The organism is Hyphobacterium sp., assembly GCF_965228115.1.
In the GTDB taxonomy this organism is placed as follows: domain Bacteria; phylum Pseudomonadota; class Alphaproteobacteria; order Caulobacterales; family Maricaulaceae; genus Hyphobacterium.
Window position 1 is genome coordinate 1,235,831 of the sequence record NZ_OZ245794.1, and the last position, 16,965, is coordinate 1,252,795.

Below are 16,965 nucleotides of genomic sequence, written 5' to 3' on the forward strand. Positions count from 1 at the left end.
AGGACAGGTGACCAGCACACAGATCATCATGACGCTGGCCAGCTGCGTGGCCTTTATGGCGCTGGTCGCGTGGTGGTCCTACCTGCAAACCAAGGGCGAGCCGCGCTCCAAAGAGGGGTATTTCCTCGCGGGCCGGCATCTCGGCGGGCTATTCATTGCGGGCTCGCTCTTGCTAACCAATCTGTCCGCCGAACAACTCATCGGGCTCAACGGCTCGGCCTATGGCTTTGACATGTCCAGCATGGCCTGGGAGGTGACGGCTGCTGTCGCCACCGTCGCCATGGCGCTGATCTTCCTGCCGAAATACCTGCGCAGCGCCTTTACTACCCTGCCGGAATTTCTCGCCAGCCGGTTTGATGAAGACGTCCAGCGGCTATCAGTGATCCTGTTTTTGCTCGGCTATGGATTGGTGACCATACCGTCCATTCTCTATTCTGGCTCGATCGCGGTCATCCGCCTGTTCGACATCCCGATGCTCTTCAATATCGGCCAGTTTGAAGCCTTGGTTGTCACTGTCTTGGTGATCGGCATTGCCGGTGCGCTTTATGCCGTTTTTGGCGGCCTGAAAGCCGTCGCGGTGTCAGATACGCTGAACGGGGTGGGCCTTTTGATCGTTGGGGCGCTCGTGCCCATTCTGGGACTCATCGCGCTTGGCGGCGGGAACTTCCTGTCGGGCCTGAACACGCTGGTGACCACAAATCCGGAAAAGCTGAATGCGATTGGAGGAGCAGATTCCCCCATTCCCTTTGGCACGATCTTCACCGGCATGATTTTCGCCAACCTGTTTTACTGGTGCGCCAATCAATATGTGATTCAGCGCACGCTGGCCGCCCGCAATCTGGCCGAGGGTCAAAAAGGCGTGCTGCTCTCCGGCTTTTTTAAAATCCTCGTCCCGCTTTTCATGATGATCCCCGGCGTTATCGCCTTCCATCTCTATGGACCGGGCCTCGCCAGCATAGATCAGGCTTATCCCGCGCTGATCCGTGATGTCTTTCCGCTGTGGATGATGGGCTTCTTCCTCGCCGTCCTGTTTGGCGCAGTATTCTCGTCCTTCAACTCACTCCTGAACAGCGCTGCCACCATGTTCACGCTGGACATTTACAGCCCCAGCCGGAAAACCCCGCTCAGCGATCATCAGGCCGTCCGCATCGCCATGATTGCGAGCGTGGTGATTGCGTTGTTTTCGTTTTGCGTGGCGCCTCTTTTATGGTTTGCACCCGAGGGCCTGTGGCAGATCATCCGGATCTTCACCGGCTTTTATAACATCCCGATCGTCGCCATCGTGATGGTCGGCCTGTTTGCCCGGCGCACCCCGGCGATTGCCGCCAAAATCGTGATCGTGTTCCACGTCATCACGTATGGCCTGTTACAATTTGTCTTTTCAGAACAGGTTACCCTGCACTTCCTGCATCTCTATGCGATCCTGTTCGCCATCGAAGTCGCGATCATGTTGATCGCCGGACGCATCGCGCCGCGGCCTGAGCCCTGGACTTTGAAAGATCGGTCACAGATCGACATGACGCCCTGGCGCTTTGCCCGGCCGGTCGCGTTTACGCTGTTGTCGATGGTGGTGGCGCTTTACCTGATCTTCTCACCCATTGGCTTGGCCAGTGAAAAAATCAGCGCAAGTTTCCTCGCGGCGATGTGCGCATTGGGCCTCATCAATCTAGCGGCCTGGTGGCTGATGACGCGGAAGAGCCGCGGGCAGGTGTGATTGGAAAATAATGGCGCACCGGGGAAGATTCGAACTCCCGACCCCCAGATTCGTAGTTATGCTTTCAATAAGCTAATTCAGACGGTTGCGTGTAAACTGAGGCTCTTATGGAGCCAATATTTTCAATTGGTTGCTTGTGGGCTGTAAACTGCGTGCGAAGCTGCACTGCTATCCATGACCATCAATGGCGCGGTGAAAAAAGGCGCTCTATTGATTCACTAACTGATCTAATCCACTTTCCACAGTGGTCAGAGGACATACTCATCATGATCAATCGATTGACGATTTTTGGATTTGCTTCTGTTTTCCTGTTTGCCTGCTCGCAACAGCAATCTGCAACGGACACGCCAACTGTTTCATCGCCGCCTTTATCGCAAATGCTCTACCCGTTTTGCGAAGCCAGATACCGCTGTGGTTATTTGGATGCCGATGGAAATGTCGCAATCCCGGCTCAGTTTGAGAGCGCATCCGGTTTTGAAAGCAATGGTCTCGCCCGTGTGTATCAGCCCAGTGGCTATGGCGTGATAAATTTGTCCGGCGAAATGGTCATCCCCGCTGAGTATGACAGGTTTGGGCCATTTGCAGACAATGGATTAGCTACTGTCCGACAGAACGAACGCTCAGGTTTTATCAACGAGAATGGCGAAATAATGATTTCTGCGATTTATCAGGATGCAGAAACTTTTCGTAGCAACGGCCTTGCTGCCGTCAAACAAAATGGCCTTTGGGGATTCATAAATGAATCAGGAGAGGTCGTTATTCCCGCTCTCTATGAAGAAATATTCTATAACGATGAAAGCAGTCTGATTGGCGTTCGGGAGAATGGCCGATGGGGCTTTATAAATGAAGCCGGTGAAACGATAATTTCACACCGTTACGAGCAAGTCTGGCCATTTTCAAATAATGGCCTTGCTCCTGTCCAACAAAATGGCCGAGTCGGCTTTGTAAATGAAGTCGGAGAAATGGTTATCCCTGCTCGCTATGACTGGGCGGGACGATTTTCAAACAATGGACTCGCAATCGTAGAGCAAAATGACCTCCGCGGATTCATCAACGAATCCGGCGAATTGGTCATTCCATTGCGTTACGGTAGGGCCAACAGATTCGCCGACAATGGCCTTGCCGCAGTTGAACAAGGTGGCCGCTGGGGTTTCATAAATGAATCTGGAGAAATGGTGATTGCGGCACAGTATGAATCTGTTGGGTATCGATTTGCTGACAACGGTCTGGTCCGCGTAGAACAAGATGATCGCCATGGCTTCATCAATGAAATTGGTGTGATGGTAATTCCTGCTCGTTTTGCTTTCCCAAGCAATCGCGACACATTCATCTCGCTTCCCTTTGGCGCACAGGAATACCCCGCACTTCCCGATGGAACATTGTTGGGGATAACGCTGGCCGACGTGGAGGCCCAAAGCAGGCAATATCGACAACAAAACTCACTCCCACCATCTTCGAATCCGCAGCAACGACAGTGTTCCGCCTATACGTCGTTCATTTTTCAGGGCTTCGGTTTGGAGATTGCCGAGGACTTGACGGTGCGTGGCCCATCTAGTGTTGCCACATATAGTAGCACGGGAACCAACGCTGAAGCTACCGCCACATCGGGCACTTGTGTCGGTGGACGCTATACTTATTCAGTTACAAGCCGATATCGGAATGAATCGAGAATGCGCTCTGGATCATTTACGGTTCCAAACACTGCCAGCCAATGCAATATCGACGTGAGGTACGGGAACGTGAACTGCTGGTGATCATTAAGGCAAATATGCAGAGTCAAAACGACTCCAACCCAGCTCTTAGTTGGAACAACTTTAATAGAGCGAAAGCCGTTGACGAACATCAAGTTGGGGAATGGCGCACCGGGGAAGATTCGAACTCCCGACCCCCAGATTCGTAGATCGAGGGGCCACCTAATTAAATCAATGACTTATCTATAGCGCGGGATCAATACGGGATCAATCACCCCGGCGAACGCCGTTCGCCAGGCCGAACTATTCGGCCGCCTCGAGCAATGCCAGCATGTCCATCGCGCGATAAAAGACCGGCCCGACATCGAGGATGGATTGCCCCAGCTCGGCCGCCTCGGGATCAATCTCGAAAAGCCGTTCCACGCTAATACCCTGGCTGGATGCGCGGGCGCGCAGCAAGTCCTCGATCTCGCCCATCCGCCCGAGCAGATCATCCATCGTGTCCAGAAACCGATCGCAATCTTCCGCCCTGTCACCGCGGGCGAGCTCACGCTCGCAAGCCGGGATCCGCAATTCGGTGAGCCGGGCGGTGGCGCGCAGCGCCTCGGGATCCGGCTCGGTGAACTGCAAAAGAAGAAGGGCGAAGAGCTCAATCATGGCCGGACAATGCAACCGACCGTGCTAGGTTGTAAAGCCAAGGAGCCAAACCGCATGAAGATTGTCCTCACCCTCGCCGCCATTGCCCTCATCCAGATCCAGGACTGGCGGGTTATCGATGGAGACACGATCGAGCTGGCCGGTGAGCGGATCCGCATCCTCGATATCGACACCCCCGAGACCTTTAGATCCCAGTGCGATGCCGAGCAGCAGCTGGGTGAGCTGGCCGCCGCGCGCCTGGCGGCGCTGCTGCAGGGGCGCGAGATACGCCTCGAGCGCCAGGGCGAGGACCGCTATGGCCGCACCCTGGCGCACGTCTATGTCGATGAGAGAAGTGTCGGCGAGATCTTGATCGCCGAAGGCTATGCCGTCCGCTACGATCGGCGGCGGCACGATTGGTGCGGGCCAGGCTAGATCTAGTCGAGCCGGGACTTGTCCTCGAGACACACCGCGCCGCGCGCCAGATCTGCGCGCTCCCAGCCTGCGCGGCCCCAGGCAATCACGCCCTGGACATAGGTGAGGAAGAGCGCCATCGCGCTGGCTTCCTCCTGGTTGGCAGCCGCTACGATCGTGGCCGCATCCGGCATGCCGGGCTCACCTTCGGCTGGGGCGCAGATTCTGGGATCCACCGCCACCGGCTCGGGCTGTTCAATCGGGGGCGGCGGCCGCTCCGATAGCAAGGCGCAGCTCGCCAGCATCAATGAGCTCGCGCACAGGGCAATTATTCGCATCATATCTAACCTCGTTTTGTGAGAAGAGATTGCCGATCGCCAGGGCGGAAGAGCGCGCCTCTTCGACGCGCAACTGCCAATACTCTTCCTGGGCGGCAAACGCCTCGCGAGATTGCTCACGCTCGGCTTCCCGGTTGGCTTCTGATTCCCGATAGCTCCGCTCCCAGCCATCGCGGGCGGTCTCGGCTTCTCGGCGGGCGGTGGTCTGTTCGGTGAGATCTTCCTTGAGCGTCTCAAGCCGCGCCCCGGCACCCCCGGCAAAGATCTGCAGCGGGCCGACCTTTAACGGCGGCAACAGGTGCCAGACAACCGCCCCCAGAACACCCGCCGCAATCCAGGGCAGGAACGGCCGCAAGGCCGCAGCGCCGCCCCTCAACGCCGAGAGCACCAGCGTGGCGGCCGCCATCACTGCTCATTCTCCGACACCGCCCCGCCGACATCGAGCCGGATCCGCCGACAGTTGGGCGGCTGGCCGATGGTGTAGAGATTGCGCGCAGCAAGCAGGCGCTGCTTGGAGATCCGCGTCACGTTCACAGCATCGGACTGGTTACCGCCCAGGACGTGATAGTGCTCGCGGTCCTCGCCGACATAGAGCCCGACATGACCGGAAGATCCGGCCGGATTGCCGCGCCAGAAGACCAGCACATCGCCGAGCTTCGGCTCGCCCTCAACCCGGTTGCCCCAATCCAGCCAGCCGCGAGCCGAGAGCAGATCGCCCTGGACAGGTTTCTTGGCACGATGGGCGACAATGCCCATAAAGAGACCGCACCAGGGGATGCTGTCATCTTCATACCAGGAGCCGATCCAATTGAGCCCCGGCGCTTGGGCCAGCTCATCGGCCCAGGCCAAGATCACCGGGTTGTCGCGGGCACCTGGCGCTTCCAGCGTGCCATAAAGTTTCAACGCCTCGAGCAGCATGCGTGGCGCAGGCTCGTGCGCCAGGAACTCATAGGCATTGGGGAGCGCATAAGACATGGCTCTTCCTTTCGTTTTCAGTTTTCAATGAGGTGGCCGACAAACTGGGTTTGTCGGCCGGAGCCAACTAGCCCGGAGAACTGGGCGGGCCGGTCGGCTCATCCGGGTCACCAGGCGGCGGAGCCGGAGGTGAAGGGGGTGTTGGGTTGGGCGGCCGGATTCCCGGCAGGCGGATGTTGGCGCGGATCCATTGCCAGGCCCCGGCCGGATCCTTCGCGGCACGATCGGCCGTCTCGAGCGCAAAGAGGATGAGCTGCTCGCCCAACAAGGTGGCAAAGGCCGTGGCCGCCAAGATCCAGCCCAGGGACAGATCAAAGCCATCAGCAATGAAACCGCCCGCAATGCCGATTAAAGGGGCCGTCACAAAGGTTGAAAGCATAGCCAAGAGGCCGCGCTTGGATCTGCGGAAAAGGCCCGCAACCAGGCCAAGGAAAACAGAGACCACAACGATCGACTCGATCTGCTCTGGCCAGCGGATATTATTCATGGACGCCTCCAAAGGTTACAGCGAGCCAGCACGTATCGGACCTCTGCGAGATCCAGCAGCCGGTCGAGAAACAGGTGAACAAAGCCCCAGAGCGAAAGACTGCCGACCGTTAGAAACTGGCCGAGATAGGAATGCTCGGTGCCGGTGAGAAGGGCAGACGGTTTGGCCGCCAGCAGCCGGACCATTTCAGATCCGTAGATAAAGACGTGAAGGAACGCCATGCCAACCGAGAAGGTCAGGAGGGCATAAGCAACGGAATCAAGCCGGGCACAACGCGCATCGCGCGCGCTGAAATGCGGCCAGACATCGCGGTGGCGATGCACGGTAAGCAGCCCCGTGACGAAGGCCCAGGCCGCCGCCAGCAGAGCTGCCACCGATAGAGTGAGCGCCAACATGGACTAGCCGGTTGGTGGCTCGAGGAGATCCTGGACCGCGCCCATGACCTCCATGCCGAAGACCTTGTGCAGCCGCGTGCGCACAAGCTCGATCTCTTCGGCCTTGAGATCTTGCTTGCCGCCCGCAACGATGCGCTGCGCCAGGCGATAGCGTTTCATCTTCGCCTCTTCGGTGTCGGTCTTGTCATCGCCAGGGATCTCGGTGCGCAGCGTGATGATGCAGGCATTGCTCAAGGTGAGATCCTTGGTGTTTTCACGTTGCGTGACGGGATCCCGGCCGGTGCCATCGGGCACCTGGACGGGCTTGCCTTCAAGGTCGGTGATGATGGTGTCCAGATCGATCTTCATGGTTTTCAGTCCTCAATGAGAGTGGATAGGAGAGCCCTGCTTAGGAGCTCGTGGATTTGCTGCTGGTCTTGGCCGCAGCAGCTTCGGCCTCCTCCGCCAGGCGGATGGCATCGATCAAGAGATCCCGCTCGGTCTTGAGCTCATTGCGGGCCTCAACGAATTTGTTGCGCATACCGGACATGCGGGCGGTCAGGCCGGGGTGGCGGTATTGCACCGGCACGTCCGGCAGCTTCTCGATCTCGCTGTCCAGATGGGTGATGGCCGCTTCACAGTCGGCCAGGTCGAGCTTCAAGCTCTCAGATTGAAGGGTATGCCCGACATAGCGGGCATATTGATTGGTGCTCATTTGAGTGCTCCGGTTGGGTGGTTAATGCAGGGACGCGCCTGCCTCTTGCGCGGTTAAGCGCTTATTCAGCTCCTCGATGAGGACGGCCTTGATCTCGGCATCCTCTAGCAAGCGCTGAATCCATTGGCCGGAAGAGAGATTTTCCTCCGGCGAGAACTTGTCTTCATTGGGCATGGAAGGCAGGTGGCCCTTATCCTTCCAGTGCCTGGCGTAACCCTCGAGCGTGAGCGGGTCATACTCGGTGCCCAGGCGCGCCATGAATTTGCGCATCGGATCGTGACGCCGCGGCACCAGGATGCCGCTCTCGAGGATCCGGTCAGGCACCCGCGAATCCCATTTGGCCACATCGATCGCTTTGGTGTTGGCGTGCTCGAGGACATAGCAGGAGAGCAGCGCGTCATCGTCATAGACATTCTGCGCATTGATCGAGCCATCGCCCTTCCAGCTGCCGGTCGGTGCGCCGACCAGGAGGGCCTTGTGCATCTTCACGCCGCTGGCGGCCGTATTCATCACCAGCACACCGCCGCGCGAGAAGTTGGCATTGCCGTCATAGGCCACGGTGAGGAAGGTCTGGAAGGCCGTGCCATTGAAGAGGTTGATCTGGAAACTGCCCGCATCCTGCTGGATGTAGACATCCGCATCACTGCCTTCGCCTTCCAGGATCAAGCGGCCGCCCGTGGTCGAGACGGTAGACGCATGAAGCGTGAGCGATCCATCGGCATCCTTGAAGGTGCCCAGGCGGTTATTATTGACCAGGACGCGGACCTCACCGGCATAGATGTCCACGCCACTGTCATTGTCACGCGCGCCCCAAAGCGCATTGGCGATCACATAGCCGGACGGGATTGAGAGATTATAGGCCCCGCTGAAGGCCAGCTGGGTGGTGGTCCATTCGGCGCGCAGGGATCCGCCGACATAGTGCCGCTGGGCGCTGGCCGCGACCTGGAAGCTATTGGTGCCCGCATCATTGTTGGAGACCAGCTGCGCCGCACCCCGGCCGGAGAAGTAAGCATTGGTGGTATCACTGCCCGTAACGCCCGCGATCGCCAGATATTTCCCATCGGGATAGACCAGGCCGACATATTGCGAGGACCAATCACCCAGATCAAAACTGCCATTCACGCTGGAAATGCGCGCGCCATCATCGAGCGTGGAAACGCGGCCGAGGCCATTGTGATAGAGGGTCGCATCGCCGTCCTCATTGGCGGTGAGCACCATCTTCGAGCCGGTCTGCTGCCAGATCCGCAGCTGGTCGATCGAGGCGGCATCGAGGATCCAGTTGGTAGAGCCGCCCGAATATCCCTGCAGCACGAGCTCACCGCCCTCGAGGCCAACTGCGCCAAGCGTCAATGGCCGCCCAACCAGAGTTACGCCAGTATCGCGCAGCTGCAACGCGATCGCTGCCGAGCCGTCATAAAGGTTGAGCCCATCGCTGCGCAGCTGGATCCGGTTTTCACCGGCCGAGCGGATGAAGCTGTCATGGATCTCAAAGTCCAGCGGGTTGCCATTCCAGATCGAGACCGAGCCAACCTCGAAACTGGCAACCGAATTGCCCCCCTCGATGACCATGATCCGGGTGCCATTATGCTCGAGGCGGCTGGCGGTATCATTGCTGAAGCGATAGGCCGAGGCATGGACGCCATCCGACGCCAGCCGGACCTGGGCGGCATCATAGTCAATCTTGAAAACCCAGTTGGATCCGGTTGGCGATGCGCCGGGCACCCACTCAAAGTCGCTATCGCCCCGGATGCCCTCATACCAGTTATAGGAATTGCCCCGAAAATAGCCGACATAAGCGCCGCCGACTGGCCCCTGGATTTTCGCAACCAGGGAACTCACCGCATCCTCGACATGCAAGCGGAAGGGTGAATCCGCCACGTCCGGCCCAACATATAGCGAGCCATCGCTGACAATGTTGCCGTCTACATGGACGCCGGACGCATTGACCGTGAGCACAAGCGCACCATCGCCATAGAGCAGCTGCTGGGTGTCTGACAGAAGGATCGATGTCTTGGCGGCCGTGACATTCTGGAAGACAAATTGCGAGGCCCCGGCCTGGGCATACATCGCCCAGTCATGGTATCCGCTCGCGCCCTGGAAGTAGGCCTTGCCACCGAAGGATCCGATCCGGCCAAAGCGCAGCGCATCGGCCGTGGTCCAGGCGATCGCGGCCGACTGATAGCGCAGATAGACCCGGTTATCGTCCGTTGTGATGACGGTGCCATTTGCCTCAGTGACGGTGAAGTCTCCGGTGACCGCCACCCCATTGGGATCCAGATCCAGGACCGTGACCAGCGGCGAGCCGACCTGCAGGAAGATCGGCCGGGAATTGCTCTCGCTCTGGATGAAGAAGCCAGAATCCGACTTCTGCAGGCGCACATTCCAGCCCGATGTGATGAGGCCCGGATCGATAAGGATCCGCGAGATGTGGCCGCCCGTTGGGTTGGTGTTGGAGACCGCCAGGCCACCGCTGGCAAAGTATCCGGCCGGATCCACCGGGTTGAGACCGAGCGCGGCCGTGCCATCATTCTCCACCCGCATGAAGCGCGTGACATTGGTGCCGGTTGGATTGGCCGTGCCGGAATCATGCGCGGCCGTGGCGCTCTTGCGGGTGATGACATAGCTGTCACCGTCCGCATAGGGCGTGCCCGCATACCACTCGGTATCCCCGCCCTCATCGTGCATGAAGACACCCAGGCCGCAATAATGGTTTGAATTGCTCGCGATCAAGACCAGCTCGGCATTGGTCGCACCGGATCCCCCGCCGCGGATCTGGACGCGCGCGGGATAGGCCGTCGAGTTGACGATCCGGCCGACTTCCAGACCATTGAAGCTGGTGCGCGCCACCGGCTCATTATTGTAGTAAGCCCAGAGCGCATTATCGCGGATGATGAGCAGCCCGATCTCGGCCGTGTTCACATTCTGGATGGCCAGCTGGTTGACGTTAGGCAGCGGCGCCAGCACCCAGTCATCATATCCAAGCGTGCCCTGGAAATAAGCCTTGCCCGGCCCGAGCGCGGTGCGGGTGAAGCGCAGCGCATCGGCCGTGGTCTGGGCAATGGTCTCGCCCTGATATTTCAGCATCACCCGGTTGTCATCGGTTTCCAGAACAACGCCTGCAGGCATGGTTACGGTGAGATGACCGTCCCCGGCCAGGCGCAGCCGCTCGATGGAATGCGTCCGCAGGACAAGCGGACCCTCCCCGATATTGGAAATATAGAAGGGGCCGGTGTAATCCGGCGAGACGCCGATGCGCGCGCCCAGATAGGCCGAGCCGGACGCATAGAGAATTGACTGGAGGTATTGGCCGTTGGCTGAATACATCGCCATCTGGGCATTGCCCGCGGCGTTGTAATTCGTGACGATCATCCGGGCATAGGGCGAGGCCAGATTGGCATCAAATTGCAGCGTATCACTCGACAGATAGGCGCGCCCCTGGCCGCCAAGATAGGTTATCAGGCGATGGGTGCCGGGCGTGTCGCCATCAAGCTGCATGGTGGCGGTCGAGCTGCCGTCCTCATTCTGCAGGCGCAGGCTGGGATAGAAGGGCGCAACCACGGTGATGCCCGCATAATTGTTGTTATTGCCGATCACCATCAAGGTCCGGTTGGCCGAGTTGGTGCCGGTCGGATTAACATTGGGATAAGGGCTGGTGATGTGCTTGATCGTGGCAGCCGAATTGCCAAAGACCAGCGGCGAGGAGCCAACCGTCAGATGGGTGTGAACGCGCGCGCCGGAGGTGAGGACTTCGAGCTGGTGCGCCCCGGCCGCATCCGCCAGGACGGTTGAGCCACCCTCATTGATAAAGACCCGGCCAACCGCCGCACCATCGAGGAGCACCTGGTCCCCATTGTCATAGACCGCATGCCGGATAACCCCATCGGGATCCTCGAGCGCATAATCACGCTCATAGACCCGCGGCCGCCAGTAACCGGCCGCCTGGTCGGTGGCCACTTCCAGAGCCAGGGATCCGCCCGTCGCCGCATCCTTGGCGGCAACCTTCCGCTCCCAATAGCCAACCTCATTGCTCGCCCCGTCATTGACGATGTGAGCGACAATGCCCTGGTGGAAGTTTTCGGCCGGGATGGCGCAATGCGCGAAGCCGGACGTGGCCCCCAGATGGACGCCCCGATCGACATCCTTGAAGGCCGCAGAGATCGCCCCCGCCAGCACGTTGTCGGCGGCGATCTGGTTGCGGCGGCCGCCATCATAGATGAGCGTTGAGGTGCCCGCATAGGTCAGCGGGATCGTCTCCGCGCCCAGGAAGTTATTGGCCACCGTGTTCATCTTGGTGCGGATATCGTCACCCAGATCGATGGCGCGGAAGTCTACTGCATCGAAGAGCGCGTCATGAGATCCGCGGACAATGTGATTGCCTGCGATCGAGCCCTGGGCAATGCGCAGGAATTTGACACCAAATTCGAGCACGGCCATGTGCACGCCATTGATGTTTACCCAGGGCTCGGCAAAGCCGGTGGCCGCGATCGCCTCAACACCAAAGCGCGTGGAAGCCGCCGAGCCACCGCGCACCGAGATGCCCTCGGCATGCCCCTGGATCTGCACGAGGCCTTCGGCAAAATGCGAGTGGCTATCGCGGACATAGTTTTCCAGGCAGAAGCTGGTCGCATCGGTGGTGCGGAACCGGGCCAGCACCCCGGCATAGTATCCATGGGTGCCGTCGCCATAGCTCTCAACCCCGACATGGCGACACTCTTCCATCGAGGCATAAGATGTGTTGAGCGCATCCCAGCAGAAGGTCCACCAGCCTCCGGTGCCGGACGCGCCACGGAATTCGCAGTCCTCGATGCGCACGCGGGTCTCATTGGCAAAGCCGCCAGAATTAGGAAGGTTGGTGAAGAAGCACGGATCCGATGCCGGTGCGGCCGTTTCAAAGCTGATACCCTCCGCCCGGAACGCCGAATAAGGCGAGAGCGGAATGAAAGTAAAACCAACCTGGGCCGGATCTGCAGACAGGAAGCGCCAGACCACTTGCTGCGGGCCAGGCGCAATAATCTCGAGCCCTTCCTGCGGGATCACAATGTTGCGCTCAACACCCATGACCATCCCGGCCGGGATCACCGCACGGCCATTGGTGGCGGCCGCGGCCGCCAGCCAGGCTTCGATCTTGTCGGCCTCGGGAGATCCATCGCCCAATATGCCCCAATCGACCGCCAGCTCGCTCTCGGCAAAGACCGGGTTGGTGGTATGCGGCCCGGCCTCAACCCAGTCGGAGGAAACGCCGCGCGCCGTCATGAAGCGCGCGCGGACATAATACTCGGTCTCGGGCAACACACTGCGCACTTCCAGGCGCGGATTGCCGCTATCGGTAGAGCCCGCCGCTGACCAGGTGACGCGATCATCGCTCGAGAGCTCAACCTCCATCGAGACAATGTCGCGTTGGGTGTTGGGGTCGGCCGTTATCAGAAGCGCCGGGAAACCGGAATAGCCGACCTGATAGCTCGTTTCGGCCAGGACAAGATTGACCGGCTCGGGCACATCATTGCTGGCCACCACGCCGAGCTCATAAACCGGCTCGCCCTTGCGGCCGCGGCCATCTTCGGCCGTGATCTGCAGGTCATAGCTCTGGCCGGGGATGCCATGCGGGAAGGCGGCAATGCGCTCATCCGCCTGAAGGAAGCCGACCGATTCATAGGCCGGATCCGCCGCGCCGGAGGGCGTGCGCCGCATGCCCAGGTTAAAGCGCGTGACCCGCTCCTCGGTGCCCTCTGGCAGATCGAAGCGCACATAGATGGCTTCCCAGACCGCATTGACATCGGTGACGATGGGCTGCGGCGGGACCGGCCGGTAAGGCAGGGTGATGACGGTCTGGTGCGCCGGGACCGCGCCCTGGTCGGCCACATGACGGCCGGGCTTCTCGACCACCACTTCCACCGTGGCACCGAAGCGGCCTTTCTTGCGGACATTCTTGACCAGGACCGAAAGCGTCTCGAGACCGGTTTCTCCAAAGGCCACCAGATCGCCGGCCTGCGGCGCATCGGCCGGAAGCGTAGCAGCGGCCGGGCGGAGCTCATCGGCCGCACCCGGCACGGTCTGCAGCGCCAGGCTGGAAGAGACCCTTGGCTGGCCTTCCGCGGGCGTGCCAGCGACATAGCGCCAGACAATGCCATAGCTCTTGCCCGCCTCCATGAAGAGGTTGCCCTCGATCGGATCCCCCGGCTCATCCAGGATGATGGCCTCGACATTGCCCCCGCCATCGAGGCGCACCTCCTTCACGCGGCCGCCGCCCAGGCCGACCAGGTTCACATCATGCTGCAGCCGGGCCATGTGGCCCGGCTTCAGTCCGGCGATCGCCTCGAGCGGGTAATCGAAAGTGTAGCTCTCATTGAGCAGCTGGGCGGTGTAGAGCCAATACCGACCATGCTTCCAGATGAGCTCGGCATCATCAATGCCCTCGAGCGGGAAGGTCTCGATCTTGGTGGCCGCCACCGTGCCAACCGGCCCGCCGCCCGCCTCACCTTCGGCCGAGAAGCCATCGGCATAGACAAGACGCTCATCATCCTGCCAGCCCTCATCCTTGTTTTTGAAGCGGATCCGCAGGGCATGGACTTCCGGCATGAACGTCTTGACCGCCCGGAAGCCTGCCACATTGCGCGGCGTGAAGAGCCAGCGCTCCTCGCCCGACTTGTCATAGTCGGAAATGACCGAGATCTTGTTGCCCAGCTTGATCGGACGGCCCCGGCCGACCCGGCAGATCGTCTTGGCGGCATCGCCGCGGGTCATGGTCCGGTCCATCACCCAGGAGACTTTCCAGCCCGCCGCGTGACAGCGGCGATGGAACTCGGCCAGGCCGGGCCAGTCCATCGCGGAATCCGGCCGGGGATTAACCGCCATCGGCCCGCGATAGTTGAAGACAAGATTGTCGGCCGGATTGTCGATGCGCCGCTCTTCATTCCAGTCCGCGGCCGTCACCGTCGAGAGATCATAGAGCGGATCATCCACGATCGCCTGGCGCAGCGCCGGGCCAACCCGGTAGTTGAGCCCATTGAGCTCATCGATGACGCCATTGAGCTGGTCGGTGGCGCGGATCCGCACAGCCAGCGTGGCCAGCTCATTGAGCGGGGCGGCCGACTTTGGCGTGATGGATCTCAGGATCTCCCAGTGGCAATCGTCCCGAATCTCGGGCGACTCGATATCCGCATTGGCCCGGCGCACCCGCACTTCATACTGGCCAACCGGCACCGCCCAACGAATCTCGCGGCGGATCGGCTTGCCCGGCTCTGCGCCCGTAAAGGTGACCACGCCGCCCGGCGTGCCAACCGGCAGATTGTCCCGCCAGTCGGCGATGTCATAACCATCATCCCAGAAGTCATAGCGCGTGGTGTTGCCGGGGATGCCGGAATTGGCTCCTGGCGCGTTGGGCCGGGCATTCTCCCAGGCCAGATCGCCAACCCGGCGATATTCCACATCGACCCGGCAGATCGCATCGGAGAAAGAGCCGTCATCATTGACCCGCCCCAGGCCTTCGCGGAAGCCCAGAATGATCGAGATCTCCGATGTGTCGGCATCGGTGGTGCGTTGATCCCATGCGCCCCAGACCAGCTTGGATCCGATCTGGGCCTGGCGCGTGACATTGGAGTAAAGCGTGAGCGGCGGATCGGTCGGCCGAGTGCGCTTTTCAATCTCAACGCCCTCGAAGTTTTCGATCGGCGTGTCACCGATCTTGATGTCCTCGAAGTCCAGCGGCATCGGGCCAAGCGCAAATAGCATGCGCACATAGATCTGGTCACCGACCAGCTCCTGGATTGGCACGCCCAGATAGTCGGGATAGAAACGATGCGCACCAAAAACCACCGGCACCGTGCCATAGCGGCGCACGCCATTGCGCGCGCCCTCGATCGAGTAGGTTTGCGACACCTGGCCAGGGTTGAAATTGGCCCCGCTCACAGCGGGCGGGATGAGCGCATTGATAAGCAGACCGCCGACCACCAGGATGGTGGAGCCCGCCGCATAGGCAAACAGGCTTGAGGCGATCGCACCGCCCGCGCCACCGGTCACCCAGGTTGCCAGCGCCACCACGGCGATCTGCAGGATGGACCGGATGATCTTGTCACCGTCGCCCGCAGGCTGGACATAGGCATTGACCAGCGCGCCCTCGGCCAGCTCGGTCTTGGCCCAGAGCTCGGCCGGAACCTCAACCCCGTCAATGTGCACCACCAGGTGCGCCCGCAAAACCGGATCCGGCTCGTGCCGCGTGAGCGCCTCTTCCAGCGTTTCACCGGCCGGAGCCGTGCACCGCTTGAGCCCTTCATCGGAGAAGGGATGGTTGGCCAGGAAGATCTCCGGCCGACGCTTATCTTGGGACATAGATGCCCTCTACTTTTTTGAGATCCCAGACACCATCACCAAGCGTGGCAACGTGGGTGGATTGGGTTTTGGTCACATGCAGGAAAGTGCGATCGCCCAGCGAGAGGCCGACATGGACCGGCAGGTCATCGACCTTGAGCAAAAGGACCGCGCCCATGATCGGCGCTTCGATCTTCTGCCACTCGCCCCGATACTCGCGCAGCAGCTGCGCCTGCAGCTTGAACTTCTCCCGGCGCGGCAAGGCATCGGCGCGGGCCGAATAGAGATCGCTGCGGTCTGGCGAGAGGAAGCCGAAGTGCCTGTCATGGCAGAAGCGGATCATGCCCCAGCAATCCCAGCCCGGATCCGGCGCACGGCCGCGCCAGAGATAGGGCACGCCGAGATAGTCCACATGCCAGCCCTTCTCGGGCGTTTGAGCGAACGCCATGACCTAGTAGATCCCCGGCGCAACAGCTGGGTTATAGATCCACGCGCAGGCGGGCTCGCCATCATCATCGCGGAAGGCAATGTTGAGCAGGATCTGCTGGCGGCCCCAATCGGCCACAACCAGCTCGAACTCATCGAAGGAGCGCTCGACCACATTGGGGTTATGCGCCAGCACAATCTCGACCGTCACCGTGGCGGGCGTATCAATCGAGCGCAGCGCGTAGATGTAGCGCCGGTCAACATTGTCCAGCGAGATCTGCGATCGCGGCTTGGCGTCCTCACCCTCATCCGGCTCGGTATATTCAAACGCCCAGGCCTTATAGGTGCCATCGGCGCGCACCAGATCCTGATAGTCATTGACAACCCGGATCGGGCTTTCCAGATCGGGATGCTCGGCCGCGATCGCGGCCAGGGCGGGATGATCGATCTTGACGCAGACCAGATAGACCGCCTTGGTGTCCTGGGCAAACGCCTCGCGGATGAACTCCTGACTAGGGCCGGGCATCAGGGCAAGATCTCAATGGCCAGAGTGACATCCACGCGGCCCGCTGGCCCCGGCACGCCCTGGGGCGGCGTGCCGCCAATGAGCTTCGCCGTGACCGGGTCACCGGTCAGCGGGTGATTCAAGCCGGTAAAGCTCAACGCGCCATCGCCAAGCGTGTCGCCGAAGAAGGGCAGAAAATCATCCTCATACTGGGCCAGCGTCCAGCGGAAGGTCGCGTTGTAACCCTCGGGCGCAGCGCGATGCGTCCGGCGATTGCGGGCCGGGCCGGTATCCGTCTGGGTGCGGATCACATTATTCTTGCCGCGATGCCGCACGCTATTGCGGAGCGGCACGCCGGGAAGGGTTGCAGGCCAGACAGCCATGAT

15 protein-coding genes are annotated in these 16,965 nt (G+C 60.5%); 3 read left to right on the forward strand and 12 right to left on the reverse strand.

Translation table 11 applies throughout. The features are described from left to right. Window positions 1–7 precede the first annotated feature (7 nt). Both ACO079_RS06655 and ACO079_RS06660 read left to right on the forward strand, forming a co-directional pair. Window positions 8–1,714 carry a solute:sodium symporter family transporter gene (locus tag ACO079_RS06655; RefSeq protein ID WP_421792732.1) on the forward strand — a complete coding sequence of 569 codons (1,707 nt, stop codon included), beginning with the start codon at window positions 8–10 and terminating at the stop codon, window positions 1,712–1,714. Between the two features lie 266 nt (window positions 1,715–1,980). Next, a complete protein-coding gene (locus ACO079_RS06660) occupies window positions 1,981–3,468 on the forward strand; it encodes a WG repeat-containing protein (protein ID WP_421792733.1) in 1,488 nt (495 codons plus the stop codon). 240 nt (window positions 3,469–3,708) lie between these two features. On the opposite strand, the gene ACO079_RS06665 is transcribed toward ACO079_RS06660, so the two are convergent. After that, window positions 3,709–4,062 carry a hypothetical protein gene (locus tag ACO079_RS06665; RefSeq protein WP_421792734.1) on the reverse strand — a complete coding sequence of 118 codons (354 nt, stop codon included), beginning with the start codon at window positions 4,060–4,062 and terminating at the stop codon, window positions 3,709–3,711. A gap of 21 nt (window positions 4,063–4,083) precedes the next feature. On the opposite strand from ACO079_RS06665, the gene ACO079_RS06670 reads away from it, so the two are divergent. Continuing rightward, the gene (locus ACO079_RS06670) at window positions 4,084–4,476 is read left to right on the forward strand and encodes a thermonuclease family protein (protein ID WP_421792735.1); all 393 of its coding nucleotides are present in this window, start codon (window positions 4,084–4,086) and stop codon (window positions 4,474–4,476) included. 2 nt (window positions 4,477–4,478) lie between these two features. Here ACO079_RS06670 and ACO079_RS06675 read toward each other — a convergent pair whose 3' ends face one another. The 11 genes from ACO079_RS06675 to ACO079_RS06725 form a co-directional block, all read right to left on the reverse strand. Beyond that, window positions 4,479–4,649: a hypothetical protein gene (locus tag ACO079_RS06675; RefSeq protein ID WP_421792736.1), complete on the reverse strand. Its 171-nt coding sequence runs from the start codon at window positions 4,647–4,649 to the stop codon at window positions 4,479–4,481. Window positions 4,650–4,710: 61 nt separating this feature from the next. Continuing rightward, on the reverse strand, window positions 4,711–5,199 hold the full coding sequence (locus ACO079_RS06680) for a hypothetical protein (RefSeq protein ID WP_421792737.1): 489 nt from the start codon (window positions 5,197–5,199) through the stop codon (window positions 4,711–4,713). Then, window positions 5,199–5,768, reverse strand: coding sequence for a TIGR02594 family protein (locus ACO079_RS06685; RefSeq protein ID WP_421792738.1), 570 nt, complete (start codon window positions 5,766–5,768; stop codon window positions 5,199–5,201). The genes ACO079_RS06680 and ACO079_RS06685 overlap by 1 nt, the downstream gene beginning before the upstream one ends. 67 nt (window positions 5,769–5,835) lie before the next feature. Next, window positions 5,836–6,255 carry a hypothetical protein gene (locus ACO079_RS06690; protein WP_421792739.1) on the reverse strand — a complete coding sequence of 140 codons (420 nt, stop codon included), beginning with the start codon at window positions 6,253–6,255 and terminating at the stop codon, window positions 5,836–5,838. Continuing rightward, on the reverse strand, window positions 6,252–6,650 hold the full coding sequence (locus ACO079_RS06695) for a hypothetical protein (RefSeq protein ID WP_421792740.1): 399 nt from the start codon (window positions 6,648–6,650) through the stop codon (window positions 6,252–6,254). The genes ACO079_RS06690 and ACO079_RS06695 overlap by 4 nt, the downstream gene beginning before the upstream one ends. 3 nt (window positions 6,651–6,653) lie before the next feature. After that, entirely contained in the window at window positions 6,654–6,998 is a 345-nt protein-coding gene (locus ACO079_RS06700; protein WP_421792741.1) for a hypothetical protein, read from the reverse strand. Between the two features lie 40 nt (window positions 6,999–7,038). Next, complete coding sequence (locus ACO079_RS06705; RefSeq protein ID WP_421792742.1) at window positions 7,039–7,344, reverse strand: hypothetical protein; 306 nt, start codon at window positions 7,342–7,344, stop codon at window positions 7,039–7,041. A gap of 21 nt (window positions 7,345–7,365) precedes the next feature. Next, window positions 7,366–15,669, reverse strand: coding sequence for a TipJ family phage tail tip protein (gene gpJ / locus ACO079_RS06710; protein WP_421792743.1), 8,304 nt, complete (start codon window positions 15,667–15,669; stop codon window positions 7,366–7,368). Then, entirely contained in the window at window positions 15,656–16,096 is a 441-nt protein-coding gene (locus ACO079_RS06715; RefSeq protein ID WP_421792744.1) for an NlpC/P60 family protein, read from the reverse strand. Before ACO079_RS06715 ends, gpJ begins: the two co-directional genes overlap by 14 nt. Before the next feature lie 3 nt (window positions 16,097–16,099). Continuing rightward, entirely contained in the window at window positions 16,100–16,600 is a 501-nt protein-coding gene (locus ACO079_RS06720) for a DUF1833 family protein (protein WP_421792745.1), read from the reverse strand. After that, complete coding sequence (locus tag ACO079_RS06725) at window positions 16,600–16,962, reverse strand: hypothetical protein (RefSeq protein ID WP_421792747.1); 363 nt, start codon at window positions 16,960–16,962, stop codon at window positions 16,600–16,602. Before ACO079_RS06725 ends, ACO079_RS06720 begins: the two co-directional genes overlap by 1 nt. Window positions 16,963–16,965 lie beyond the last annotated feature (3 nt).